General features: G+C 50.7%; 17 protein-coding genes. 5 read left to right on the top strand and 12 right to left on the bottom strand.

Going from position 1 to position 24,318, the window contains the following annotated elements; genetic code table 11:
• The first annotated feature begins 34 nt into the window (after nucleotides 1-34).
• The 3 genes from Q9292_RS01950 to Q9292_RS01940 all read left to right on the top strand — a co-directional run bounded on the left by Q9292_RS01950 (nucleotide 35) and on the right by Q9292_RS01940 (nucleotide 4,341).
• Nucleotides 35-949 carry a family 2A encapsulin nanocompartment shell protein gene (locus Q9292_RS01950; RefSeq protein ID WP_194747048.1) on the top strand — a complete coding sequence of 305 codons (915 nt, stop codon included), beginning with the start codon at nucleotides 35-37 and terminating at the stop codon, nucleotides 947-949.
• Nucleotides 936-2,849 carry a family 2A encapsulin nanocompartment cargo protein cysteine desulfurase gene (locus Q9292_RS01945; RefSeq protein ID WP_313984101.1) on the top strand — a complete coding sequence of 638 codons (1,914 nt, stop codon included), beginning with the start codon at nucleotides 936-938 and terminating at the stop codon, nucleotides 2,847-2,849. Before Q9292_RS01950 ends, Q9292_RS01945 begins: the two co-directional genes overlap by 14 nt.
• Before the next feature lie 172 nt (nucleotides 2,850-3,021).
• Entirely contained in the window at nucleotides 3,022-4,341 is a 1,320-nt protein-coding gene (locus Q9292_RS01940; protein WP_313984098.1) for a TAXI family TRAP transporter solute-binding subunit, read from the top strand.
• 24 nt (nucleotides 4,342-4,365) lie between these two features.
• Here the strand turns inward: Q9292_RS01940 and Q9292_RS01935 are convergent, their stop codons facing one another.
• The 12 genes from Q9292_RS01935 to Q9292_RS01880 all read right to left on the bottom strand — a co-directional run bounded on the left by Q9292_RS01935 (nucleotide 4,366) and on the right by Q9292_RS01880 (nucleotide 19,283).
• Nucleotides 4,366-5,997, bottom strand: coding sequence for an EAL domain-containing protein (locus Q9292_RS01935; protein WP_313984095.1), 1,632 nt, complete (start codon nucleotides 5,995-5,997; stop codon nucleotides 4,366-4,368).
• Between the two features lie 246 nt (nucleotides 5,998-6,243).
• Nucleotides 6,244-7,896 carry an EAL domain-containing protein gene (locus Q9292_RS01930; RefSeq protein ID WP_313984093.1) on the bottom strand — a complete coding sequence of 551 codons (1,653 nt, stop codon included), beginning with the start codon at nucleotides 7,894-7,896 and terminating at the stop codon, nucleotides 6,244-6,246.
• Nucleotides 7,897-8,067: 171 nt separating this feature from the next.
• A complete protein-coding gene (locus Q9292_RS01925; protein ID WP_194747052.1) occupies nucleotides 8,068-8,346 on the bottom strand; it encodes a DUF2325 domain-containing protein in 279 nt (92 codons plus the stop codon).
• Nucleotides 8,347-8,425: 79 nt separating this feature from the next.
• The gene (locus tag Q9292_RS01920) at nucleotides 8,426-9,433 is read right to left on the bottom strand and encodes a sulfate ABC transporter substrate-binding protein (protein ID WP_275356857.1); all 1,008 of its coding nucleotides are present in this window, start codon (nucleotides 9,431-9,433) and stop codon (nucleotides 8,426-8,428) included.
• Between the two features lie 11 nt (nucleotides 9,434-9,444).
• Nucleotides 9,445-11,124 carry an alginate export family protein gene (locus tag Q9292_RS01915; RefSeq protein ID WP_275356858.1) on the bottom strand — a complete coding sequence of 560 codons (1,680 nt, stop codon included), beginning with the start codon at nucleotides 11,122-11,124 and terminating at the stop codon, nucleotides 9,445-9,447.
• 60 nt (nucleotides 11,125-11,184) lie between these two features.
• Nucleotides 11,185-11,379: a YezD family protein gene (locus Q9292_RS01910; protein ID WP_275356859.1), complete on the bottom strand. Its 195-nt coding sequence runs from the start codon at nucleotides 11,377-11,379 to the stop codon at nucleotides 11,185-11,187.
• A 157-nt stretch (nucleotides 11,380-11,536) separates the two neighbouring features.
• Nucleotides 11,537-12,994, bottom strand: a complete 1,458-nt coding sequence (locus Q9292_RS01905; RefSeq protein WP_275356860.1) for a porin — start codon at nucleotides 12,992-12,994, stop codon at nucleotides 11,537-11,539.
• A 151-nt stretch (nucleotides 12,995-13,145) separates the two neighbouring features.
• Nucleotides 13,146-14,684: a lysine--tRNA ligase gene (lysS, locus tag Q9292_RS01900; protein ID WP_275356861.1), complete on the bottom strand. Its 1,539-nt coding sequence runs from the start codon at nucleotides 14,682-14,684 to the stop codon at nucleotides 13,146-13,148.
• Between the two features lie 76 nt (nucleotides 14,685-14,760).
• Nucleotides 14,761-15,891: an ATP-binding protein gene (locus Q9292_RS01895; protein ID WP_275356862.1), complete on the bottom strand. Its 1,131-nt coding sequence runs from the start codon at nucleotides 15,889-15,891 to the stop codon at nucleotides 14,761-14,763.
• Between the two features lie 18 nt (nucleotides 15,892-15,909).
• The gene (locus Q9292_RS01890; protein WP_313984082.1) at nucleotides 15,910-16,590 is read right to left on the bottom strand and encodes a response regulator transcription factor; all 681 of its coding nucleotides are present in this window, start codon (nucleotides 16,588-16,590) and stop codon (nucleotides 15,910-15,912) included.
• Between the two features lie 171 nt (nucleotides 16,591-16,761).
• Nucleotides 16,762-17,334 (bottom strand): hypothetical protein, encoded by a 573-nt coding sequence (locus Q9292_RS01885; protein WP_194747060.1) that lies wholly within the window; start codon nucleotides 17,332-17,334, stop codon nucleotides 16,762-16,764.
• Between the two features lie 47 nt (nucleotides 17,335-17,381).
• A complete protein-coding gene (locus Q9292_RS01880) occupies nucleotides 17,382-19,283 on the bottom strand; it encodes an ATP-binding cassette domain-containing protein (RefSeq protein WP_275356864.1) in 1,902 nt (633 codons plus the stop codon).
• Between the two features lie 218 nt (nucleotides 19,284-19,501).
• Here Q9292_RS01880 and Q9292_RS01875 point away from each other — a divergent pair, with 218 nt between their 5' ends.
• Together Q9292_RS01875 and Q9292_RS01870 are read left to right on the top strand one after the other, a co-directional pair.
• On the top strand, nucleotides 19,502-23,353 hold the full coding sequence (locus Q9292_RS01875; protein WP_313984075.1) for a YhdP family protein: 3,852 nt from the start codon (nucleotides 19,502-19,504) through the stop codon (nucleotides 23,351-23,353).
• 34 nt (nucleotides 23,354-23,387) lie between these two features.
• Nucleotides 23,388-24,242, top strand: coding sequence for a carbon-nitrogen hydrolase family protein (locus Q9292_RS01870; protein ID WP_313984073.1), 855 nt, complete (start codon nucleotides 23,388-23,390; stop codon nucleotides 24,240-24,242).
• Nucleotides 24,243-24,318: the final 76 nt, after the last annotated feature.

Below are 24,318 nucleotides of genomic sequence, written 5' to 3'. Positions count from 1 at the left end.
CAACCTATTCATAGTTGCACTTTAAGGAGACCTTATGTCAGAACAACCTTTTCAAAGCGCTTTGGGCGATGTCGCTGCCCGCACGCTTGCCAATGCTACCAAATCGGTGCCCATGCTCAGCACCATCAGCCCGCGCTGGCTGGTGCATTTGCTCAACTGGGTACCGGTAGAAGCCGGTATTTACCGCGTCAACAAGGCCAAAGACCCCAACGCCATTACTGTCGACTGCTCCAACAAAGATGAAAAAGAACTGCCAGCAACCTTTGTCGATTATGAAGAATGGGGCCGTGAATATGTGCTAAACGCGGTGAATACCGTGGTCGATGTGCATACCCGCGTGTCTGACCTGTATAGCAGCCCGCACAACCAGATCAAAGAGCAACTGCGCCTGACTATTGAAGTAGTCAAAGAGCGCCAGGAAAGCGAACTGATCAACAACAAAGAGTACGGCCTGCTCAACAATGTGGCCAAATCACAAACCATCAAAACCCGTAATGGTTACCCAACACCGGATGACCTGGATGAGCTGCTGACCAAAGTCTGGAAAGAACCTGCGTTTTTCCTGGCGCACCCGAAAGCAATTGCCGCCTTTGGCCGTGAGTGCACCCGCCGTGGCGTGCCACCCCCAACCGTTTCCTTATTCGGCTCACAATTCTTGACCTGGCGTGGCGTTCCACTGATTCCTAGCGACAAACTACCTATCGTCAACGGCAAATCCAAAATCTTGCTGCTGCGTGTAGGCGAGAGCAAGCAAGGCGTGATCGGCTTGTATCAACCGAACTTGCCAGGCCAGCAAACCATGGGCCTGTCAGTACGTTTTATGGGCATTAACCATAAAGCAATTGCGTCTTACCTGGTCTCGCTGTATTGCTCACTGGCCGTGCTGACCGAAGACGCGATTGCCGTCCTGGAAGATGTCGGAGTTGATCATTACTATGACTACAAGTAATTCATTCGGCCTGACTTTAACTGATGGCGCCAGTTTTGAGCCTGAGGCCATCTTGGCCTCATTGCCGGGTGAGCATCCCAAGATGACTGCTGCGCTGGGTGTAGGACGCGAACTGGAAAACACAGGTGTGCTGGATACCGCCACGCTGACGCAACTGGTCAACGACCTCTACGCTGAAGGGTTTCCGGCGACGGCACCGTTTGCGGCAGCAGACCTGGCGCAATCGTTGGCGGCTTCGCATGCCCCACAGCCATCTGTCCCGCCTACAGACTCATTGACTACCAAGCTGGTCAATGTGGGTGGCACAGGTGGTGTGGCCTCACCGAGTTATGCGCAAACGCAGGCGCAACCCGTCACCCAGCAGGCGCAAGCGCAGCAGCTCACGTATGTGCCTGGCATTGAAGCCTTGGGTAGCGACCCGTTACATAACCATCCGGCCCACCTGAATGTATTGCAGCCCGAGGCTACTTTTCTGACCCCTGGCTCATTTGCCGGGACGGGCATTGAGATTCCTTACCAGCAGGAGCTGGATCGCTGGCTGGGGGCAGGTGCAATAAAGTCCCCACCGTCTGCGGCCTCCTCCCAAACTGCGGCTAAACCGCCGGTAGCCGGCGCGCAATCGTTTTACTTTTTGCAGGCCGAACCCGGGTTGATGGGCAGCCTGCCGGCTTCTGCGCATCCGGCATTTGATGTGCATGCGGTACGGCGTGACTTTCCCATCCTCAATGAGCGGGTGAATGGCCGCCAGTTGGTCTGGTTTGACAATGCGGCGACTACGCAAAAACCACAAGTCGTCATCGACCGCGTGAGTTATTTTTACCAGCACGAAAACTCCAATATTCACCGGGCCGCCCATGCGCTGGCCGCGCGCGCGACGGATGCGTATGAAGAAGCGCGGGAAACCGTGCGTCGTTTTATCAATGCGCCCTCGGTGAATCAGGTCATTTTTGTACGCGGGACCACGGAAGCGATTAACCTGGTCGCAAAAACCTGGGGCAAAAAACATCTGGGGCAAGGCGATGAAATTGTGGTCTCACATCTGGAACATCACGCCAATATCGTGCCTTGGCAGCAACTTTGTCAGGAAACCGGGGCAGTGCTGAAAGTGATTCCGGTGGATGACAGTGGCCAGATTTTGCTGGAGGAGTACCAGAAACTGCTGACGGCAAAAACCAAGCTGGTGTCATTTACCCAGGTATCAAATGCGTTGGGGACGGTCACGCCTGCTCAGGAAATGATTGCAATGGCTCACAGGGCGGGCGCAAAAGTGCTACTGGATGGCGCGCAATCGGTGTCACATATGCGGACCGATGTACAAACGCTGGATGCTGACTTTTTTGTGTTCTCCGGGCACAAAATCTTTGGCCCCACCGGCATTGGTGCCTTGTATGGCAAAGCCGATGTGCTGCAAGACATGCCTGCCTGGCAAGGCGGCGGCAACATGATACAAGATGTCACCTTTGAAAAAACGGTGTATCACGCGGCCCCGGCCAAGTTTGAAGCAGGCACGGGTAATATCGCCGATGCGGTAGGGTTAGGTGCCGCCTTGCAGTATGTGGAACGTCTAGGCATCGAAAATATCGCCGCCTATGAGCATGCCCTGCTGGAGTATGCCACAGCAGCCATGTGCCAGATCCCTAATCTGCGCCTGATCGGGACAGCCAAACATAAGGCCAGTGTGCTGTCTTTTGCACTCAAGGGCTATCAAAGCGAAGAGGTGGGCGCAGCGCTCAATGAAGAAGGCATCGCCGTGCGTTCTGGCCATCATTGTGCACAGCCGATTTTGCGTCGCTTTGGTGTTGAAACCACCGTACGGCCGTCATTGGCGTTTTACAACACTTATGATGAAATCGACCGCATGATTGCGGTGTTACAGCGCTTGGCGTCCTATCACGCCTAGTCTAGCCGCGTAACATAGCTCATCCCCTGCCCGTGCAGCGTGCGCGTTGCAAAGGCAGGGGATTGTTTTTATGTTGCCCGCCAAGATTGTGACATTCGCGGCAAGCCTCTGTAGAATCGCAATGCATAGCTCGCTGTGAGTGTGATTTCCATAACCAGACGCCAGATAACCGATGAAATTTGATCCGCGCAACAACAAATTTACCGCCATCTTCACCCGCGAAATGCTGGAAGCCACGCTCCCCTCCTTCCTGCTCATTTGCCTGGCACTGTTTTTTGCTTACAAATTCATAGACCCTGCGCCCCCACGCAATATTGTGATTGCCACCGGTGAAGCGGACCTCAATTACAATGCGTTTGCCGCGATTTATGGCGTCTATCTTAAAAAAGAAGGCATTCATCTGCAGATACGCAAAACGGCAGGGGATGATGAAAACCTGCGTTTGCTCAAGGACCCTGACTCCAACGTAGATATTGCATTCATTCAAGATGGCATGGCGCATAGTGAAGGCGCAGGCTCACTGTTGTCATTAGGCAGCCTGTACTACCAGCCGGTATGGATTTTTTGCCGCGGCAAAACTGAAACCACCCATTTATCGGCCCTCAAAGGCAAACGCATCGGCGTCGGCTATCCAGGCAGCGGCAGTCATTTTCTGGCAAATACGCTGTTGACTGAAAGTGGCATCAATGCCAGCAACAGCACCTTGGTCACCATAGGTGCCGAAGAAGCAGTGGCGGCCCTGCAGTCAGGCAAGCTCGATGCTGCTTTTTTTGTGGATGTTGCCAACTCCAGCCTGGTCCGCGAGCTCATTGCAGACAAGCATCTGACCATGGTAAGTATGGACACCGCTGAAGCCTTTTCACGCAAGTTTGCGTTTATGCATCACCTGGTGCTGCCAGAAGGTGCCATGGACCTGGCGCGCAATATTCCCAGCCACGATGTGCATCTGGTGGCGCCAACCGCGACGCTGGTGATCAAGGACAGCATGCATCCAGCGCTGATTTACCTGATGATGAAAGTGATTGCCGAAGTGCATGGTGGCCCAAGCATGTTTAACGGCAAGGGAGAATTCCCTTCTGCCAAGGATACGGATTTTCCGATCAGCACGCAGGCGCTGAATTTCTACAAATCCGGCCTGCCGATTATTGATAAATACCTGCCATTTTGGGCAGCCACCTTTGTTAATCGCACGCTGATTGTGATTTTGCCTTTGTTGGCGTTGCTGATCCCGCTCACCAAAATTATCCCGATGGTGTATGTGTGGCTGGTCAAGCGCAAACTGTTCCGTTATTACGGCGAGCTACGCTTTCTGGATACTCAGCTGCAAGAGATCAAATCGGCTGAAGATGTCCGTCAGTGCCTGGATAAACTCAATGAAATTGAAACCAAGGTGGTCAACGTCAAGCTACCGGTGCCTTTTTCACAATATGCCTACGAGTTGCGTGCGCATATTGAGCTGGTTCGCTCCAAACTTAATCAGCGCACGTTTTAGGCACAAGCCTTAAACGTGCAAAGCTCAGGCAAGGTCTGCCCGATTGCGCATCCAGTCTTGCAAGGCCTGTGCGGTCATCGGCTTGGCATATAAAAAGCCCTGCACAAAATCACAGCCCAGCGCCTTCAGATAATCTGCCTGGGCTTCGGTTTCCACCCCCTCGGCCACAATCTGGTAATGCAGGTTTTTGCCTAAGACCACAATGGCACTAATCACCGCCTCTGAGCGCTCTTTGCCCGGAATGTCATTCACAAAAGACCTATCCACTTTCAGGTAATCCCCGGGAATATCACGCAAATAAGCCAAGCAGGAATAACCGGTGCCAAAGTCATCAATCGCCAGTTTAATGCCGTGCTGTTTGAGTTTTTGCAGGCGCTCGTTGCCCGTGCAGTCGGCATGAATAAACGCACTCTCGGTCAGCTCGATTACCAGGCGCTCAGGCGCCAGACCAGTCTCTTGCAGTACCAGCAACACATACTCGGAAAAACAGGGAGTATTTAACTGCAAGGGGGAGACGTTAACCGAGACTTTGGCCCGACTCAATTCACCGGTAGTCCAGGAGGCCGCTTGTGCACACGCGGCTTTGAGTACCCAGGCACCCATGGGCACAATCAGCCCGGTCAACTCGGCCACACCGATAAACTGATTCGGCGACACGACCCCACGCTCGGGATGTTGCCAGCGAATCAGGGCTTCAACGCCCACCAGCTTGCCGGTCTCAAAATCCAGCTGCGGTTGATACACCAGATAAAACGCTTCTTGCGCAATCGCAGCCTCCAGTTCACTGGCAAAAGCCAGGTCTTCTGGGGGCAACACCTGCTCATGCATCACCCCTTTGTGATAATAGGTCAAAGTCATCACAATGATGATTAAAATCAGCGCAGCAGTGATAATGATAGGCGTCAGGCGAAGATCGTTATCAAAAAAAACGCCCACCCCTCCCAAAACAATCGCACATGTAATCAAGATGCAAACGATCCATCTCAGATGCTTGCCAGTGTCATCCAGCAGCAACAGGTAACTCATTGGGGTAGCGGTGATCTGCCTTGCCAGCAAGGCCGCCGCACACAGCGAGCCACCAATGGTGGTCAACAGTGACAGCTGACCGTAAGCGTCCGGGATACGATAAGCCCAGGCCAGCAAGCCGGTGACCGGCATCAAAACGGCAATACTCAGCAAGACCTGGCTGGCGCGATTGCAATGGCGATGATGCAGCACCGCTGCCAGCAACACCAACAAGGCCATGCCCAGATCAAAAACCATCTTATCGTGCTGGTCAGTGAACAATGTAGAGAGCGTCGCCCAGCCGTTGTTGAATGTGACGACGCTGCTTCTGACATAAAGTTGGCACAGAAAACCGGCAGCGACAATCAGGATCAGGCCACCAATCACGCGCTTTTGATGCCAAGTCTGGTACACCACCCCTAGGCTTGCGAGCATGAAGATCAGGTATGCACTGCTTTGCAGTAAAAACAGGCTTAGCGCAGGGTGTGTTGGCAAAAACGGTAGTCCCCACAACACAGTGACAATACTGACAATTGCCAGCCAAGGAGCAAACTTTTGCACCGTTCTTAAAAACCGGTGCCGCATGTATAACTGCTGTGTTGAAGTTGCGTGATGACGCTCAGTAGACCAGTCAATACTGGAAACTGACATAGTGCTCCCCCTAATCTTGATCTATTCTGATCCTGTGCGGGCACAGGCCATGTCATTCACTATAGGCGAAACGAATGGATACCAAAGTAAAATAAAATGGCACATTTCTACTCTTTATATCAAATTAATTGATACTCATGAGTGATTCGCTATAAAACAGATAGGTTTTATAGCAGAGTGGAAGCAAGCTAAACGAGGGAAAAAGTCCTGACCATGGCAGGTCAAGTCATGATCAGTCAATGCAAATCAGGTGAGCGTTTCAGGTTGTGCCACAGAGACCCATTGTGGCAGCGCATCGGCTTCAAGGGGCTTGGCATACAAAAAGCCTTGCACAATATCGCAGCCGATTGACTTGAGGAAATCAGCCTGAGCCTGGGTTTCTACCCCTTCGGCAATAATGCGGTAATCCAGGCTTTTGCCCAGGCTAACGATCGCCTGAATTACGGCTTCTGCTTTATTGTGACCAGGCAGCTCCATCACGAATGAACGGTCTACCTTGAGATAATCGCCCGGAATATCACGCAAATAAGAGAGGCAGGAATAGCCAGTCCCAAAATCATCAATCGCCAGTTTGATGCCTGCTTCTTTGAGCTGATGCATCAGACGCGCATTCTCGCCGTCATCCTGTACAAAAGAGCTTTCGGTTAACTCAATCACCAGCCGTTCTGGCGCGAGCCCGGTGTCTTGCAGAATCTGCATAATTTCTTCTACCAAAGTGCCAGACTTAAGTTGCAATGCAGAGACATTGACAGACACCTCTATCTTGCCCAGCACCGGATGATCCTTCCACTGAGCGGCCTGTGCACAGGCCGTTTGCATGATCCATTTGCCCAAAGGCACAATCAACCCGGTCAACTCAGCCACCCGAATGAATTTCTCCGGGGAAATAATGCCTTTTTCAGGATGGCGCCAGCGAACCAAGGCTTCCACCCCTTTCAGTTTGCCCGTCTTAAAATCGACCTGCGGCTGATACATCATAAAAAACTGCTGATTATCCAGCGCGGTCTCGACCTGGCTGGCGAAATCCATATCGGTTGCGGGCAGTACCTTTTCGCTGACCTGCCCCTGGTGATAATAAGTCACCGACAGGGTATAAATGATGGCGATCAAGGAAACCAGCACCACGAGGGGCAAGCCGCGCATATTGTCACCAAACATCACGCCGGCCCTGGCCAGCAAAATGGCGCAGATACTTAACAACAAGATACTGGAGCGAATCTGTTTACCGGTATCATCCATCAGCAACAAGTAACTCATGGGCGGGTGCGACGCCTGCTTGGCGAGCAAGCCAAACGCACAGAGCATGCCACTCAAGGTGGTCAGCGGGGACATGACGCCATAAGGATTGGCAATGCCGCATAGCAACCCTAGCAACGGAATCAAAGGAATCATGACCGCAATACACAGCATGCCCTGACTGGCAGCAACATAATGATGCCGCTGGAAAAGATAGGAGACTGCAATCAGACAGGCCAACACACCACCGGCAATAAACTCCCAACTGTTGGAAGGCGCATGCAGGCCGGTTTGGCCTGAGGCACGCAAGATGCTGGCGGTATCGTTAAAATCGGCGGCGTAAGGTGACAGTTGCACCACGAACAAACTGATGGTCACCAGCGACATGGTCAACATGGCCAGGTTGTTGCGGCCATTTTCGAGCAGCAGATTGTAGCTGACCAGAATAAAGGTCAGGTAAGTCAACAATTGCGCGAGCCAGATATTGTTATCTACATCCAGCAAATAATGAGGAAAGCCTAACAAGCCGCACACCATGCTGGTCATCGCCAGAAAATGCGTATTGTCTTGTACCTTTCGGACAAGACGATGCCGCATAAACTGCCGCTGTGTGGTGTTTTCGTTGAGTGGCGCTGCCAGCTCGCCAATCCCGTTCTGACTCATTATCAACCCTTAAAAACCTTGACGACTCAATGTTGCGCACATGTTAAAAAACATGTGTGAGCAATGTCATTAAACCTTAAAACTTACCTGTTTTAACGGTCAATAAAGGGGATATATTTAGAGCAGATTTAAAATAAGCTGGTCTCGCCGGTCGCAATCACCACGCACGAATCAAGCCGCTTCTAATACACGCTGCATGCCATCGGCACTGTTACGGGTATAAACGACTTTGAGTCCGCGCTTATGTGCGACATGCTTGATGCGGTACATCATGGAATGATTGAGCCAGCCGGTGACCAGCACAATCACATTGACGTTAACAGGTAACTCGCGCTTGACGTCGCCGGGTTTTCTGCCCGTCCAGTGATCAATTTTATCAATCCCCTGTGCGTGCAACACCTGTTTGATGCCCTCTATACGGTCACCACCAATGACTAATGCTTTTGACATGAAACATTCTCCTGTTGTAGAGAAAGAAAAAGGCATTGGGTAAATGCCTTTTCTAAAATGAACTGCTGAATTTCAATGCTTACTTCTGGTAAATCTCGTCGAACACACCACCATCGGCAAAGTGTGTTTTCTGGGCCTTTTGCCAACCGCCAAACGCTTCATCAATCTTGATCAAATTGACTTTAGGGAACTGTTTTTCGTATTTTTTGGCCACAGATTCCAACGTCGGACGATAGTAGTTTTTGGCTGCAATTTCCTGGCCCTCTTCACTGTACAAGTATTCCAGATAGGCTTTGGATACCGCTTCAGTGCCATGACGCTTGGCATTCTTGTCGACAACAGTCACCGGTGGCTCTGCCAAAATAGACAGTGAAGGCACGACCAGATCAAACTTGTCCGGCCCCAGCTCCTTGAGCGCGAGGAAAGCCTCGTTTTCCCAAGCCAGCAACACATCGCCAATACCACGCTCCACAAAGGTCGTGGTTGCGCCACGCGCACCGCTATCTAACACCGGCACGTTTTTAAACAGTTTTTTCAAAAACTCTTTGGCTTTCGCCTCGTCGTTATTGTTTTGCTTGAGCGCATAACCGTAGGCTGCCAGGTAGTTCCAACGCGCCCCACCAGAAGTTTTGGGGTTAGGGGTAATCACCGAGGTGCCTGGTTTCACCAAGTCACTCCAGTCCTTGATGTTTTTCGGGTTGCCTTTACGCACCAGAAACACAATGGTCGAGGTATAAGGCGAACTGTTGTGCGGCAGACGTTTCTGCCAGTCCGGGCCAAACAAGCGGCCTTTGCTGCCAACCTCGTCGATGTCGTAAGACAAGGCCAGCGTCACCACATCGGCCTGCAGGCCATCAATGACCGAACGAGCCTGCTTGCCAGAGCCCCCATGTGACTGCTTGACGATGACGTTGTCGCCGGTTTTATCTTTCCAGTATTTAGCAAATGCAGCGTTGTAATCCTGATACAGCTCGCGTGTTGGATCGTAGGACACATTGAGCAAGTTGACATCAGCCGCCCAAACGACTGCAGGCAAGGCGAGCGCAAGAGTTAATACGCCTTTGAGAAGACTAATTTTAAAATTCATTCAATTCCCCATTAAAAACCTAAAAGTGTCAGTTCAGTGTAGAAGAAATCAGACTCACTGGAGCGAGTAGGATCATTGTTATTGGCGGCTAATTTCACTGCATTCTTGACAAAGTCACCCGCCCAAAAATGTGCATAGCCAAGGTTGAGAGATGCATACTGATTAATCGGAAAGCGAACACGTAAATCGAATTCTTTACCAAGGTCGCGGCCTGAATTACCTGTTCTATCTCTCAAATTGGCGCCAGCGTTCCAACGGTCACTGGCACTGTCCAAACGATACCAGCTAAAGCCAGTGTCTACCTTGAGGTTCTCAAGCCAGGTAAATTTTGGATCAAACTCCAAACGTATCTTAGGCGTACGGATGTTTTCCATTTGAATGTAGTCATCGTTAGACCAAGGGCGGGCAAAACCGAATAAGCGGTCAAAACGTTGGTTTGCAGTAAAATCATTGCCGGTTGCAGGGGTTTTGTCACCTGTTGCTACGCCGTAAAAAGCACTTAACCGTGGTTTCCATAAATGGTTAAAGGTATAGCCAATTTCACCATTGTATGCATGCGCATCATGATCGACATCCCGATAGCCTATAGCAGCACTAATGAAGCGTTGTTGATGCCCCCATTGCTTGATATAACTTGCATCGTAATCCCATTGGGTTCCAGGGATTACGCCAAATACGCGTAAACCTGCCGTATGGATTTCACGATCAATTTTGGCTTGGCTTTGTTGAGTAGCAGTGTAGACAGAACGATCACTGTATGAAACGCCGTTGGTATCGTACTTCACCTCACTACCGTCTTGTTTTAACAAGAAATAATATGGCTGGACGTTGACATATTGAGACCAACCACGCCAGTCGAAAATGGCACCATAAAAATTCTGTGAATGGTCAACCTGATCCAACTGATCGGTGAATCGTTGTACAGGCTGCACGCCAAACACTTCCAATTGCCAGTCATTCTTTTTATCGCCAATATTGGCGCGAACACCCTGAAACGTATTTGTAGTGTTACGCCATTCGTTACGTGCAATCAATCGTCTGTCAACAGCTTCCCACGCCAAACGTCCACCACGGATCCAGAAAGGGCGACTGTTGCCAAGATCATCTTTACCGAAAACACTGTCTTTGTAATACAACTCAAGATACGCCTGCAAAACATCCGCTTTATCAATATCACGGGTATCATTACTACGGGAGTAATCACTATGATTACGGCGTGAATCTTGCAACTCAACTGCAAATCTGAATGGATCCAAGATATTTTTCAAACCCAGATAAGCTCTTGAACGCAGTAAAATTGGTTCATCTAAATTTTGCTGAGCACGACGAAAATCGTTGTCACGATGTTCAAAACGCGCACGGTATTCGAACCCAATATCTAACCAATCGATATCTGCAAATGCGTCATAATCTTTCAGCCAAGTTTTGTTTAGCTGCTTGACGTAACGAGGTGGCTCGGTTTCCTTCTGAGTACCGTAGCTGCGACGGTCTACAAAATAGCCATTCGCGGCTTTGGCTGCAGCCTTTTCCTCAGCCTTGATTTCCTCAAGACGCGCCTTGATTTTCTTTTGTTGCTCAGTATCCTCTATTTGTGCCTCCGCGAGCTGTGCCTCTTCTGCCAAGGCCACGCCCCCTCCCAACCACCACAAGCTTGCGGTCGCCAGTGCGAGACTAATTTTTTTAAACTGCATGTAATTCTCCCGAAATTGAATGACTTCCAGCGGCCTGGTCAGTGTTTACTAAACTATTAATTACTTTTTGGATTTGGTTTGATGATCAAAGCGGACTTTTTCGCGTCGCTCAATTTGCGTCACCCGGCCATCGTGTATCGTGATTTCGATGGAACCATAGCCAGTATCCTGCTGTACCGCAGCGATCGCGGAAGCAACCACCGCCAACACTGCGGAATCTGCTGCGCTATCAGTTTTGTGTTGTTCTGTAGACATGCTGCCTCTCACCACATTGAATGAACAGCATTATTTCAGACTATTTATATTTTAAAAAATAATTATTCGTTATTTTTATATTACATTTAACTATATAAGGAGTAAAAAAAATCCCGCATCACTGCGGGATTTGAGTTTGAGATTCGTACGGAAAAAGTTAGAAGTTGTACTGCACCTGTACACGCAAAGCATCGGCGGTGAAGCTTTGGTAATCCTGGGTCCCTGTACGGTTACCAGTTACCAGATTGTTACGCTTCATACGGTGGTATTCGGCCATAATTTCCACTTCTGGTGCCAATTGCCACTCAAGACCCAACTCCCAATCGTTAACATGGTTTTCTGGAGCGTTAGTTTCTGCCTTGTTGTAACCATCAAAATATTGCCATTTGATAAATGGGATCAAAGTACCATTCGTCTCAAGGAACTGGAAATTGTCAATTTTATACATGGCCTGAACATAACCGCCTTGCAAGTGTTTATCTTCAATTCTGTTCTGAGCAATATCCAAACCTGGTGTATTACCCCAGTTCCACTCTGCTTGTAGACCAAACGGTTGTGGATACATAATAAATGATACACCTACGCGCTGGTCTTCATAACCTTTGGCATTTTGAGCGCCAATAATGGGCTGAGCAGAAGTTGTACCAGCTACAGTTGATCTACCTGTTGAACTACTCAGTGCACTGGAAGAAGACCCTGTACCAAAAGCTGAGTTGTAACGGCCAATCGTCGGTACATATTGTCCATGATAGCCTTGAATACCCGCCTCATAAATCTGGCCAGTTTCAGTTTTCCATGGATACGTAGCCCGAGCCACTACATGATAATTATCATTCGCATCGCTACGGTTAGCACCTTGACCGTTATATAGGCCTAAAGCCAACATACCGTAATTACCTGAGTGCTTAAGCCCTTTGTCGTTAATCTCTTTAAACAGAGCTTGAACGTTCTCTGGTGTGTAGTAATAGAACGCACCCGTATCGCGTTCGTCGCGAACCGCACTGTTCAATGCGTCTACACGATCCATCGCCAAACGGTTTGAAGAGGACTGCAAGTTCTCAAAACCATAAGGAACTTTAGATTGACCGACACGCACTCGGTGTACTTTGGCTTTATCAATATTAATGTCACCGTACGCATCACGCAATTGTGCAATGTTGTTAGTGCCACTGGCTGATGAAGCAAAGTCTGGTTGAATGTAGTAGCTTAAATGATCACCATAATCACCAAAAACAATGATACGTGCTCGGCGAATCAGAAAATTCTTGTCCGCGTTAATAGAATCATCGGTACCTACTGAACGATCAGACCATAAATCAACAGGATTTCTTGGATTATCACCGTCATCACCAATCATTTTGGTCACACGGTTCTGTACATAACCACGAATATTGACGCGACTTGTCCAACTTTTGCTCTCTTTTTTCTTTTGGACTTCTACTTCATTGGTACGGCCCTTCATGAGCAAGGCACCTTCTTCTTCAGTAAGTACGCCTTTGGCGACCAATGCCTGCACGAGATCAATGTTGGAATCTGCCATTGCGGTCAGTGATAAACCTGCAAGCAAGCCACCAGCCAACGCCGCAGATAAAATGCGGTGTAATTTTGAATTCATAAATTTTCCCTGATTGAATATTTCTATAAACAACGGGGCGTATTTTGAAGAACAAATATGACACTTTAATGACAAACCTTACATATTTCTTACAGCGGACTAGTATAAAAAAAGCCACCTTTAAAGGTGGCTTTTTCACATCATCTCTGAGTTAACTCTCAGCACGCATGTGTGGGAAGAGAATCACATCACGAATGCTGGGGCTATCAGTCATCAGCATCACCAAACGGTCTATGCCAATTCCGCATCCACCTGTCGGCGGCATGCCATATTCCAAAGCGCGGATAAAGTCAGCGTCGTAATACATGGCTTCCTGATCACCGGCTTCTTTCGCTTTTACCTGAGCCTGGAAGCGCGCGGCCTGATCTTCAGCGTCGTTTAATTCGCTGAAGCCATTGGCCATTTCACGCCCGGTAATAAAGAGCTCAAAACGCTCGGTAATTTCAGGATGTTTGTCGGAGGCACGCGCCAGTGGTGACACCTCAACCGGGTAATCAATAATATAAGTAGGTTGCCACAATTGGCTTTCTGCGGTCTCTTCAAACAATGATAGCTGCAATGCGCCCAGTCCTGCATGGTCAAACGCCTTGACGCCAAACTTGAGTAATTCTTTGCGCAAGAACTCGGCGTCATTCAGTTGCTCAGCGGTGTAGTGCGGCGCATATTTCTGAATGGCGCCCAAAATGGTTAAACGCTCAAACGGCTTGCTTAAATCGACCTCTTTACCCGCATAGCTCAACACTGCCGTGCCACGAGCAGCAATGGCAGCTGCGCGTATACATTGTTCGGTAAAATCCATCAGCCACTGGTAGTCAGTGTATGCGGCGTAGAATTCCATCATGGTGAACTCAGGATTGTGACGTACGCTTAAGCCTTCATTGCGGAAGTTACGGTTGATTTCAAACACGCGCTCAAAGCCGCCGACAATCAGACGCTTCAAATACAACTCAGGCGCAATTCGCATAAACATCTGCATATCAAGTGCGTTGTGATGCGTAATAAAGGGTTTGGCTGAGGCGCCCCCTGGAATAGGATGCAGCATCGGTGTTTCCACTTCCAGAAACTCGTTTTCATTCATGAACTGGCGAATCGCTGCCACCACTTTGGAACGGGCCTTGAATGTTTCACGGGTTTCTTCCGAGGTGATCAAATCGACATAACGCTGGCGGTATTTGATTTCTTGGTCTTGTAAGCCATGAAATTTCTCCGGCAAGGGACGCAATGACTTGGTCAGCAAGCGCAATTCAGTGACATGCACAGACAACTCGCCTGTACGGGTTTTGAACAATCGACCTTTCGCGCCAAGGATATCGCCCATGTCCCAGTGCTTGAACTGGTCATACAAGGCTTCACCGATTTCATCCCTGGCAATGTAAAGCTGGATACGTGCTGAGCTATCCTGAATCGTAGCAAAACTGGCTTTACCCATCACGCGCTTGAGCATCATGCGGCCGGCAACCACTACAGGGATTTCTTGAGGATCCAGGGTTTCCTTGTCAGTCTCGGCATATGCTGCCTGCAACGCAGCGGCTTTATGCTCTGGCTTGAAATCGTTAGGAAAAACGGCCTTCTCGCTGGCCTGCGCTTGTTCACGCAACAAGCGTAGTTTCTCGCGACGTTCTGCAATCACATGATTTTCATCAACCACGCTCTCAGTTGCGTTATCTGGGTGGGAGTGTTGTGCTGTCATATTGTATCCGGCATTCGCCTGCGTAATCTTAAACGCGCTATTTTAGCATTGTTAGCGCTGATTTTTAGAGGATCGTCTACGTCGTTTCTTGCTGGATGGGCAAATGAATACGGATCATGAATCCGTCCGGGCTTAGATTGGTGGCGTTGACAAAGCCGCCATGGGCTTCAACGATATGCTTGGTCATGGCGAGGCCGATGCCATGCCCTTCGACTTGCGAAGCGCGGCGACCTCGCACAAAAGGCTTGAATATCTGCTCAAGCTCTTGTGGCTCTACGCCCTGCCCCTGATCCTGTACTTCGAGAATAATTTCGCCAGTACGCTGACTATGTTGCAACTCAATCGTCACCTCACCATCCACAGGACCATATTTGAGCGCATTGCGGATCACGTTATCAATCGCACGTTGCAACAACTCCAGTTGCCCATCCAGGATGACGGGCTCATCAGGCATCAACAACCGTAGCTTAGCGTCATGCTTTTCAAACAGGACATCCCCAACAATGCCTGTCAGCAGAGCTTGCAAATCCACCTCTACTTTTTGCAGCTTGTGAATATCCGACTCAAAGCGAAAAATTTCGAGTAATTCAGAGATCATGCGCTCCATGCGCACAGCTTCAAGCTCAACGCGCTGCAAAGAGCTCTGAATTTTTTGTGGATTTTGCATGGCCAGACCAACAGCCATCTGTATTCTTGCCAATGGGGAACGCAGTTCGTGGGAAACATGATGCATCATGTTTGACTGGCTTTTGATCATATTATTCAAGCGCAGCGCCATCAGATCAAAGGCCTGCCCCAAGCCGGAAAACTCATCATAAGAGGCCTTGATCTTGGGGCTGACACGCACGAGCAGATCGCCCTCTGCTGCACTTTTAAGATGAATCAGTAACAGCTTGATTGGATGCGCGATGGCCCAGGCAAGCAAACTGGCAAAGACGAGATTGGCGAGAATGCCGAAAACAAACACCCAAACCGGAAGGTTAAACACCATAGGCAGGTGTTCATGTGACAGTGTTTTTGCGATCAGCTCTTTAGAGGGTTGCGTCGGGGCTTGTGTTTTAACCTGGTCACTCGCGGCATGTAACGCTTCATGGTAGCCGATCAGCTTGCGATTCAGCTCCCACTCTGCAATGTTTCCAACAATAATATCGGTTGAAATGAGCGCCAGAAAAAGTGCTGCAAATAACTTCCAGAACAGGCGCCCCATAGGCCTCGCAATAACGAATTACTCTCTTACCAGTTGATAGCCAACGCGGTAAATTGTTTGAATCACATTGACCCCGCCGGAAACTTCAGAGATTTTTTGACGGATACTGCTTAAATGAACATCAATGCTACGGTCATACTTGACCAGCGGACGACCTAAGGCCTTGACTGACAGATCCTCTTTGCTGACGATGGTGCCTGCATGTTTGGCAAGAATTTCAATCAAACTGAATTCGGTACTGGTGAAAATGATAGGTTTATCCGCCCAGAACACTTTTCTGCGCTCGCTGGAAACCACCAGTTGACCAACCACAATATCATTCCCTTTGGGACTGTCGCTGGTATGGCGGCGCAAGATCGCACGCACGCGGGCAACCAACTCGCGTGGCAAACAGGGTTTTTGAACATAGTCATCCGCGCCAGCTTCCAGGCCTTCAATACGGCCTTCGTTGTCGTCCTTGGCGGTCAACATCAACAAAGGAATATCGGAATGCTGACGGATGTTGCGTAATGTTTGCAATCCATCCTGGCCAGGCATCATCACATCCAGAATAGCAAGATCAAACTTGCCAGCCAGAACATATTGCTCACCCGTCAGGCCATCATGTGCAGTTGTCACGGTGTAGCCTTCCTGCGTCAGAAATTCCTTTAGCATGTTGGCTAGTTCAACATCATCGTCAATCAACAGCAGCTTGCTCATTTATGTCCTTTTTGAGATTTGCATTAGGCTCAATGTACTTTAGCCACGGAATCTTAACGAACAAACAAATTCAATAACAAGCGTAAGCGAGACATTTTACCCAAGTTTTCAAACTGAATCGAAAATGTTAAATCAATTTAAAGTATACCGCAAATATGTTCGATGCAAAATTTAATCCGCAGTAAAAGCCTCACACAACTGGCTGAGCAACTGACCAAACAGAGGCAATACATCCTCCGGGCCATGCGGACTGTCATCGTCTGTGCTTGCAATCAGGTAGCTGATGGTCACTTTATCCAGATTTTCGCGGTAGGTCAGCCAGTGCTCGGAATCGGTTTCTGCGATCAATTGAAACTTATGAAACCCAGACTCGATAATCTCTGCCAGCATTTCTGGCGCCAGCCCTGCAAACAAGGTTTTGCCTATCGTCACTTGTGCCCGGGCATAATCTGGCTGGTGCCCATCCTGCGTTAATGGCATGAGCAAAAAGGCGTACAACATCAAGCCAAAACACTGATACACCCCCAGCATATCAAAGTCGCTTTGCAACTCATCGGCCGGATGGCGCTCTGCAGAACGTATGGCCTGAAAAGTTAAAAAACTTGCCAGGTAATGCGCGGCCTCTTCCACATCGGCATTCGCATAGGCAGACTTGGCCGCTTCAGCAGACAGCGGCACTGCATTGGCTTGGGCCTGACAGAGCTGATGTAACCACTTCAGCCGCTCTTCATATGTCATTTCCATAACTATTCCTTTATCAATGATTCCTATATATATGTTTGCTACAACAGTTAATCTACTTCCGGCAATGCCTCTAGTGCTTCCTGTAGCGACAACCATTCACTCTCAACCGTATCCAGCTGTTTCTGGTTTTGTGCCTGTGCAATCAACAGTGCTTGCAAAGCCTCCCGTTGCGAGGCTTCATAGATACCGCTCTCAGCCAGTTGGCTGTCTAGTGATTGCTTGGTTTGCTCCAGCTCGGCCAGCTGCTTCTCCAGTGCTGCCAGACTTTTGAGCAGCGGTCTGCGCGCTTGCAACCGCGCCTGTCGATCTGCTTTTTGCTGATGATAGGCATTCTGTTTAGTGGCGGTGCTTGTTGGCTCGGACATGGCAGACGGCGCAGATTGCAGTAAAGACTGCTTGTAATCTTCCAAGTCACCATCAAACACGCTGACCTGTCCTTCAGCAACCAGTACAAATTTTTCGCAGCACGTCGCCAGCAGTGTGCGGTCGTGCGAAACCATGACCATCCCCCCTTCATAGGCCTGCAAGGCCATAGACAGGGCATGGCGCATTTCGATATCCAGATGGTTGGTGGGTTCATCCAGCAAAATCAGGTTGGGACGTTGCCAGATGAGCATCGCCAGCGCCAGCCGTGATTTTTCGCCGCCGGAAAACGGGCCACACGGACTTTTTGCCATCTCGCCCCTAAAATCAAAGCCGCCCAAAAAGTCCAGCAGCTCCTGCTCCCTGGCTTTAGGGTCCAGGCGTTGCAAATGCATGAGTGGCGAATCCTCGGCGATCAGTTGCTCCAGCTGGTGTTGCGCGAAATAGCCGATGCGCAGGTCTTTGCCCTCCACCCGCTCGCCCGCCAACAAGGTTTCAGATTGCGCCAGCGCCTTGATCAGCGTGGATTTACCTGCGCCATTTTTACCAAGCAATCCGATACGCTCACCAGGGCGAATCGCCAGATGCGCCAACTTGACCAGTGTTTGCTGACCATAGCCCAAGGCCGCTTGATTAATCACCAGCAAAGGATCTGGCGCGGCGCCCAGATCACGAAAACCGAAACTAAAGGGCGAATCCACATGTGCAGCACTGATGCGCTCCATGCGCTCAAGCGCCTTGATACGGCTTTGGGCCTGACGCGCCTTGGTGGCCTTGGCACGAAAACGGTCAATATATTGTTGCAAGTGCGCGATTTGCTGCTGCTGTTTTTGGTAGCTGGCTTGTTGCAACACCAGTTTTTCAGCGCGTTGGCGTTCAAAATCGCTATAGCCGCCGCGGTACAGGCTCAGTTGCCGCTGCTCAATATGCAGGATATGGTTAACGGTGTTATCCAGAAACTCGCGGTCATGCGAGATCAACAATAAGGTGCCGCGATAAGCGCTCAGCCAGCCTTCCAACCAAATCACCGCTTCAATATCCAGGTGGTTGGTCGGTTCATCCAGCAACAGCAGATCAGAGCGGCACATCAGCGCGCGTGCCAGATTCAGGCGCATCCGCCAGCCGCCCGAAAAATCACTGACCGCTTGACTCAGTTGTGACTGGGTAAAGCCCAGCCCCGCCAGCAAGGCACTGGCTCTGGCCTCGGCACTGTAACCATCAATATCGGCCAATCGTTGATGCCACTCCGCCACCTGTATGGGATCCTGTGTGCCATTGGCCTCAGCCTGCGCCAGATTTACTTGCAGGGCATGCAACTCTTCATCGCCTTCGAGCGTGTAGGAGAGTGCAGACTGCGCAAGCGCAGGCGTTTCCTGCGCCACATGGGCAATCACCCATTGCTGCGGAATCAGTAACTCACCGGCCTCGGCCACCAGCTCGCCACGCAACAAGGCGAACAGGCTGGATTTGCCTGCGCCGTTCGCCCCGGTTAAACCAACCCGATGGCCGGGATGCAACTGAAAGCTGGCGCCTTCGACCAAGGGCTTGCCTGCCCGCGAAAAAGTCAGCTGCTTAAACTGAATCACTCTTGAATACCTTTGAACGTCATCGAACAGCAAAAGAATCGCATTTTAAACGAATCATGCCCGCTCGGCGGATAAATCCTTGAAGCGCCGCTGAAATAGCGGTGACGCCAGATAAAAGCGCGTAATGTAGTTGTGACGCTGACAGTGACGCAACTGTTTTCGAGTAAAATAGTCACATAAATAAATAATATCTTTTTTGTCCTGCAAAATCCCTCAATATGCCCCTGCAAAAAATCAAACGCTGGCTGCTCTCTTTGTTGATCGGCCTCCTCATCCTGCTGGCAGGCATCGTCGGGGTTATCCAGTTTTACGTGTTTCCCCATATCGACGACTATCGCAGCCGGATCGAACACACCTTGAGCGACGCGCTCAAGCAAAATGTCACCATTGCCAGCATAGCCATCCGTTGGCGTGGCCTGGCACCGCAAGTCACATTGGGCAAGGTGACGCTATACGATACGCAACAACGCCCGGCGCTTGAACTGGCCCAGGTCACCACCCGCCTGTCATGGAGCAGTCTGGCGCTACTCTCACCCTCTCTGGTCAGCCTCAATATTGATGCACCCAATCTGGTAGTGAGAAGAACTGCAGAGGGTCAAGTCTTTTTGGCAGGCATTTCCATGTCCGGACAGGGGAATCCAGCGTTTGCCAACTGGCTGCTGTCGCAACGACGCATCAAAATATCCAATGCCACGGTGACCTGGCTTGATGAACAACGCCATGCTCCGCCTTTGCTGCTTAAGGATTTGAACATCCAGATATTGACACCGGTCTGGCAACGCCTGTTGCACCGTCACAGCATTCATGTTGATAGCCTGGTTTCAACAGGGACCAAGCAACGTATTCATCTTGAAGCCGTCGCGGTTGGCGATGATGTATCCAAGCCAGAAGCATGGCATGGCGAACTCTCGCTCCGTTTGCCTGAAACAGACTTGGCGGCCTGGAGCCCCTGGATTGACCTGCCTGTCGCGCTGACAGCGGGCAAAGGCAACCTGACCGCGACGCTGGCCTTTGACAAGCTGCAGCTACAGCGACTGGCGGCACAGGTTGCGCTCAATCATGTTGCAGTCTCGCCCGCCCGGACATCGCAAACCTTTATCGCCAAAACGGTCAGTGGTGAAGTGCGCTGGCAACGCGTAGAACAACGGCAAATGCTGACACTCAAGCACTTTTCTGCCGACATTGAGCCCGGCCTCATGCTCAGCGATGCCAATGGTGAGGTGCAATGGGACCAGCACGGTCATGAAGGCACACTGAGCCTCAAACAACTGGGTCTGACGCATAGCAACCTGCTGGCGCAATGGCTGCCTGCCGACGCCGCCCTCACCCGCTATCTCGAAAACATGGTCCCCACGGGCAATGCCAGCAAAGTCAAGGCTCGCTGGCTATACCACGACAAGCAGTGGCAGGATTACGCCATCACAGCCAGCTTTGATCATATACAAACCAAGGCGTATGAAAAACTCCCTGGCTTGCAAAACTGGGCTGGTCAGCTGTCTGTCAAACCCAATGCAGGCAACCTGGAGCTGGACACAAAAGAGGCCACACTTGAATTGGCAGGTCTATTGCGCTGGCCGCTACCGATTGATCAGCTACAAGGCGAAATCGAGTGGCGCAATAACGGCCAAAAAATGTTGATCAGCACACACAATCTGCATTTTGCCAACCCGCATCTGGCGTTACGCACCAACATGGAATACCAATTGGGTGCCACCGGTGGCGATACCATACAGCTTCAAAGCCAGATTGAACGTGGCGATGCCAAATTTGCGTCGTTCTATTATCCCCTGGTGCTTGATCAGGCCACCCTGCACTGGCTGGATACCTCGATTCTGAGTGGCCAGATCCGACACGGCGAAGTGATTGTCAAAGGCCGGGTCAAAGACTTCCCCTATGTGAATGCAGCGTTTCATTCAGATCCGTCACTGGGTTTATTCAGGGTCACAGCCCAGCTTGACCGTGCCAGCCTGGAATACGGGACCGATTGGCCGCAACTGCAAGACATCGACGCCTTCCTCAAGTTTGAAGGCAAGCGCATGGATATTGCCGTTAAAAATGCCACCACGGTCGGCCAGCACATTACGCAAGCACAAGTAGAGATTCCGAGACTGGATGCAGATGACCCCATTCTGAGTGTCAAGGCCGTCGCAACTGGCAACCTGGAGCAAGGCATTAAATTCATCAACACCAGCCCGGTCAAGCAAGTCACCATGGGCTTTACTGATACGCTCAAAGCCACCGGCGCGGCAGACCTCAAGCTGGCGTTACAAATTCCGCTCAATAACGTGGATGCCAGCCAGTTTCAGGGCGACTATGCGATCAAAAATGGCCATATCGCCGCCAATACGCAAATGGCCATGCCCGAAATGGGCAATATCAACGGGCATCTCAAATTTAACGAGAAGGGCTTGCAGGCGCAAGGCATACAACTCAGCCTGTTCGACAATCCGGCCACCCTGAGCTTGAGTACCCGCCCGGACAAATCTGTGATGATTCAGGGCAGTGGCCGCATCACGGATGCCGCCCTTAGAAAACTGGATAACAACCTGTTAACGCGTGCCTTGCATGGCACCACCGACTGGAAAAGCAATGTGCTGATTCAGGCACCGAATCTCAGGCTGGATATTCGCTCGCAACTGATAGGCATGACGATTGATTTACCCGAGCCCGCCAAGAAAACGGCAGACACACCTGCCAACCTGATCATCCGTGTGCGTCAGGAAAACAACCAGCCGGATAAAATTGCGATTGACTACAATGAGTGGCTACACGCCAACCTGTTCCGCCAGGTCAATGGCGAAACGGCAACCATTACCGCAGGGGAAATTGCCATCAACACCCCAGCCCGCTTGCCCACAGGCAATGGCATCAATTTAAGGGCAGACTTTCAAAAGCTCAACATTGATGAATGGCTGCCCTACCTTAATCAGTCAGGCACGCCCCAAAACTCGGCCACTTCTTCACTGGCGCTCAATCAGGTAGAACTGACCGCGGGCACCTTGCATGTGTTTGACCGCAATCTGCATCAGATCAAACTGAATATCACGCCCGAAAGTGAACGCCTCAAGCTGCTGATACAAGGCCAGGAGCTGGCGGGCGAGGCAGACTGGCTGGCTGGCAAACCCAATAAACTGGTGGCCCGTTTAAATTATCTGCGTGTGCCACGCACCCCGGATAACGACACTACGCCAGCCCCCGCCGAGGCGCGCAGATTGGACATGACCTACCCGGAGCTGGATATCACTGCGCAGGACTTCCAGTTTGGCGACAAGCAATTAGGCAGCCTGGACTTGAAAGCTTTTAACAGCGGCGAGAGCTGGGTGATCCAGCGCATGAGCATTACCAATCCGGACAGCCAACTCACCGCAGACGGCACCTGGCGCAACTCGGTGCGCAGCCCGCAAACCCAGCTAAAATTCAACCTGAACTCCAGCAACCTGGGCAAAACCTTGCAGCGTTTTCAACCCGGAGGGGAAATGGTCAAGGGCGGCACAGGCAACATGAATGGCCAACTAAGCTGGCCAGGCAGCCCGCACGAGTTTGCGGTTGAACGCCTGGATGGCAGCTTCACCATGCAGCTTGAAAAAGGCCAGATCCTGAAAGTGCAACCCGGCGTGGGACGCTTGCTCGGCCTGTTGAGCTTGCAGAGCTTGCCACGGCGCTTGACGCTGGATTTCCACGACTTGTTTAGCGAAGGCTTTGCCTTTGACAAAATCACCTCTACCGCCAATATTCGCGACGGGATTTTACGCAGCGATGATCTGTTTATGACCGGCCCTGCCGCTGAGGCCAGAATCAAGGGGGAGACCAACCTCAAGGCCGAAACGCAGCGCCTCAAAGTGCGGGTCGTCCCACATATTTCCGACTCGGTATCGCTTGCAGCGCTGGCTGGCGGGCCAATTGTCGGGGTGGCTGCCTTTGTCGCGCAAAAGCTGCTCAAAGATCCACTTAACAAAATCAGTGCCAGTGAGTATATGATTACAGGCACCTGGGATAACCCGCAGGAAGCCGACGCCGATAAAAAAGCCCCGGCCACCCCTGCTGTTCAACCTTTAAAAAATCTGCATTAACGTCAATATCAAGCATTTAAACCGGAAACTTGCCATGGCCGACAATAAAACCAAAAAACTCAAATCCTCAGCCAATGATGACATCGTCAAAGTTGCGGCGATCCAGATGGCGTCAAGCCCCAGTGTTTCGGCCAACCTGGTCGAGTCCAAGCGGCTCATCGAAATGGCAGCCAAGGCTGGCGCCAAGCTGGTGGTGCTGCCCGAGTACTTTTGCATCATGGGGCTTAAAGATTTTGATAAGGTCACCATCCGCGAAAAGCCCAATACCGGGCCTATCCAGCAGTTTTTGAGCAAAACCGCCAAAGCCTACAAAATCTGGATTGTCGCTGGCACAGTGCCGCTGGAAAGCAATTACGCCAATAAAGTGCGTAACAGCTGCCTGGTGTATAACGACAAAGGCGAACAAGTCGCCCGTTATGACAAGATTCACCTGTTTGGCATGGATATGGGCACCGAGCATTACCACGAAGAAAAAACCATTGAACCTGGCGATACCGTGGTCACCGTAGACACCCCGTTTGGCCGCATTGGCCTCTCGATTTGCTACGACTTACGCTTCCCCGAGCTGTTCCGCGCCATGGGTGATGTGGATATGATCGTGGTGCCCTCAGCCTTTACCGAAACCACAGGCAAAGCCCATTGGGAAACCCTGGTGCGCGCCCGTGCGGTAGAAAACCTGTGCTATGTGGTTGCGTCTGCGCAAGGCGGCTACCATTTGTCTGGCCGCGAAACCCATGGTAACAGCATGATTGTCGATCCGTGGGGCGTCGTGCTTGACCGCTTGCCACGTGGCTCAGGGATTGTCATCGCCAATGTTAACCGCAACTATATTAAAAACCTGCGCGAAAGCTTACCTGCGCTCAAACACAAAACCATTAAAGCCATTTAATGAAAACCCTGAGCACGCAAGCGGCACTCCTTGGTGAAAAATCACTCAAACCAAAACAACCCGCTCACCAGACGCT

It is taken from the genome of Methylophilus sp. VKM B-3414 (genome assembly GCF_032248435.1).
GTDB lineage: Bacteria > Pseudomonadota > Gammaproteobacteria > Burkholderiales > Methylophilaceae > Methylophilus > Methylophilus glucosoxydans.
The sequence above is the reverse complement of the archived record's forward strand: the minus strand, read 5'-3'. Positions and strand labels throughout refer to the sequence as shown.

What these genes read in the sequence shown, in the direction of transcription:
- Q9292_RS01935 (WP_313984095.1), bottom strand. Translation starts at nt 5,997, where the DNA reads ATGTCAGTTTCCAGTATTGACTGGTCTACTGAGCGTCATCACGCAACT.
- Q9292_RS01950 (WP_194747048.1), top strand. Translation starts at nt 35, where the DNA reads ATGTCAGAACAACCTTTTCAAAGCGCTTTGGGCGATGTCGCTGCCCGC.
- Q9292_RS01875 (WP_313984075.1), top strand. Translation starts at nt 19,502, where the DNA reads ATGCCCCTGCAAAAAATCAAACGCTGGCTGCTCTCTTTGTTGATCGGC.
- Q9292_RS01885 (WP_194747060.1), bottom strand. Translation starts at nt 17,334, where the DNA reads ATGGAAATGACATATGAAGAGCGGCTGAAGTGGTTACATCAGCTCTGT.
- Q9292_RS01940 (WP_313984098.1), top strand. Translation starts at nt 3,022, where the DNA reads ATGAAATTTGATCCGCGCAACAACAAATTTACCGCCATCTTCACCCGC.
- Q9292_RS01920 (WP_275356857.1), bottom strand. Translation starts at nt 9,433, where the DNA reads ATGAATTTTAAAATTAGTCTTCTCAAAGGCGTATTAACTCTTGCGCTC.
- Q9292_RS01910 (WP_275356859.1), bottom strand. Translation starts at nt 11,379, where the DNA reads ATGTCTACAGAACAACACAAAACTGATAGCGCAGCAGATTCCGCAGTG.
- Q9292_RS01870 (WP_313984073.1), top strand. Translation starts at nt 23,388, where the DNA reads ATGGCCGACAATAAAACCAAAAAACTCAAATCCTCAGCCAATGATGAC.
- Q9292_RS01925 (WP_194747052.1), bottom strand. Translation starts at nt 8,346, where the DNA reads ATGTCAAAAGCATTAGTCATTGGTGGTGACCGTATAGAGGGCATCAAA.
- lysS (WP_275356861.1), bottom strand. Translation starts at nt 14,684, where the DNA reads ATGACAGCACAACACTCCCACCCAGATAACGCAACTGAGAGCGTGGTT.
- Q9292_RS01930 (WP_313984093.1), bottom strand. Translation starts at nt 7,896, where the DNA reads ATGAGTCAGAACGGGATTGGCGAGCTGGCAGCGCCACTCAACGAAAAC.
- Q9292_RS01915 (WP_275356858.1), bottom strand. Translation starts at nt 11,124, where the DNA reads ATGCAGTTTAAAAAAATTAGTCTCGCACTGGCGACCGCAAGCTTGTGG.
- Q9292_RS01945 (WP_313984101.1), top strand. Translation starts at nt 936, where the DNA reads ATGACTACAAGTAATTCATTCGGCCTGACTTTAACTGATGGCGCCAGT.
- Q9292_RS01905 (WP_275356860.1), bottom strand. Translation starts at nt 12,994, where the DNA reads ATGAATTCAAAATTACACCGCATTTTATCTGCGGCGTTGGCTGGTGGC.
- Q9292_RS01895 (WP_275356862.1), bottom strand. Translation starts at nt 15,891, where the DNA reads ATGGGGCGCCTGTTCTGGAAGTTATTTGCAGCACTTTTTCTGGCGCTC.
- Q9292_RS01890 (WP_313984082.1), bottom strand. Translation starts at nt 16,590, where the DNA reads ATGAGCAAGCTGCTGTTGATTGACGATGATGTTGAACTAGCCAACATG.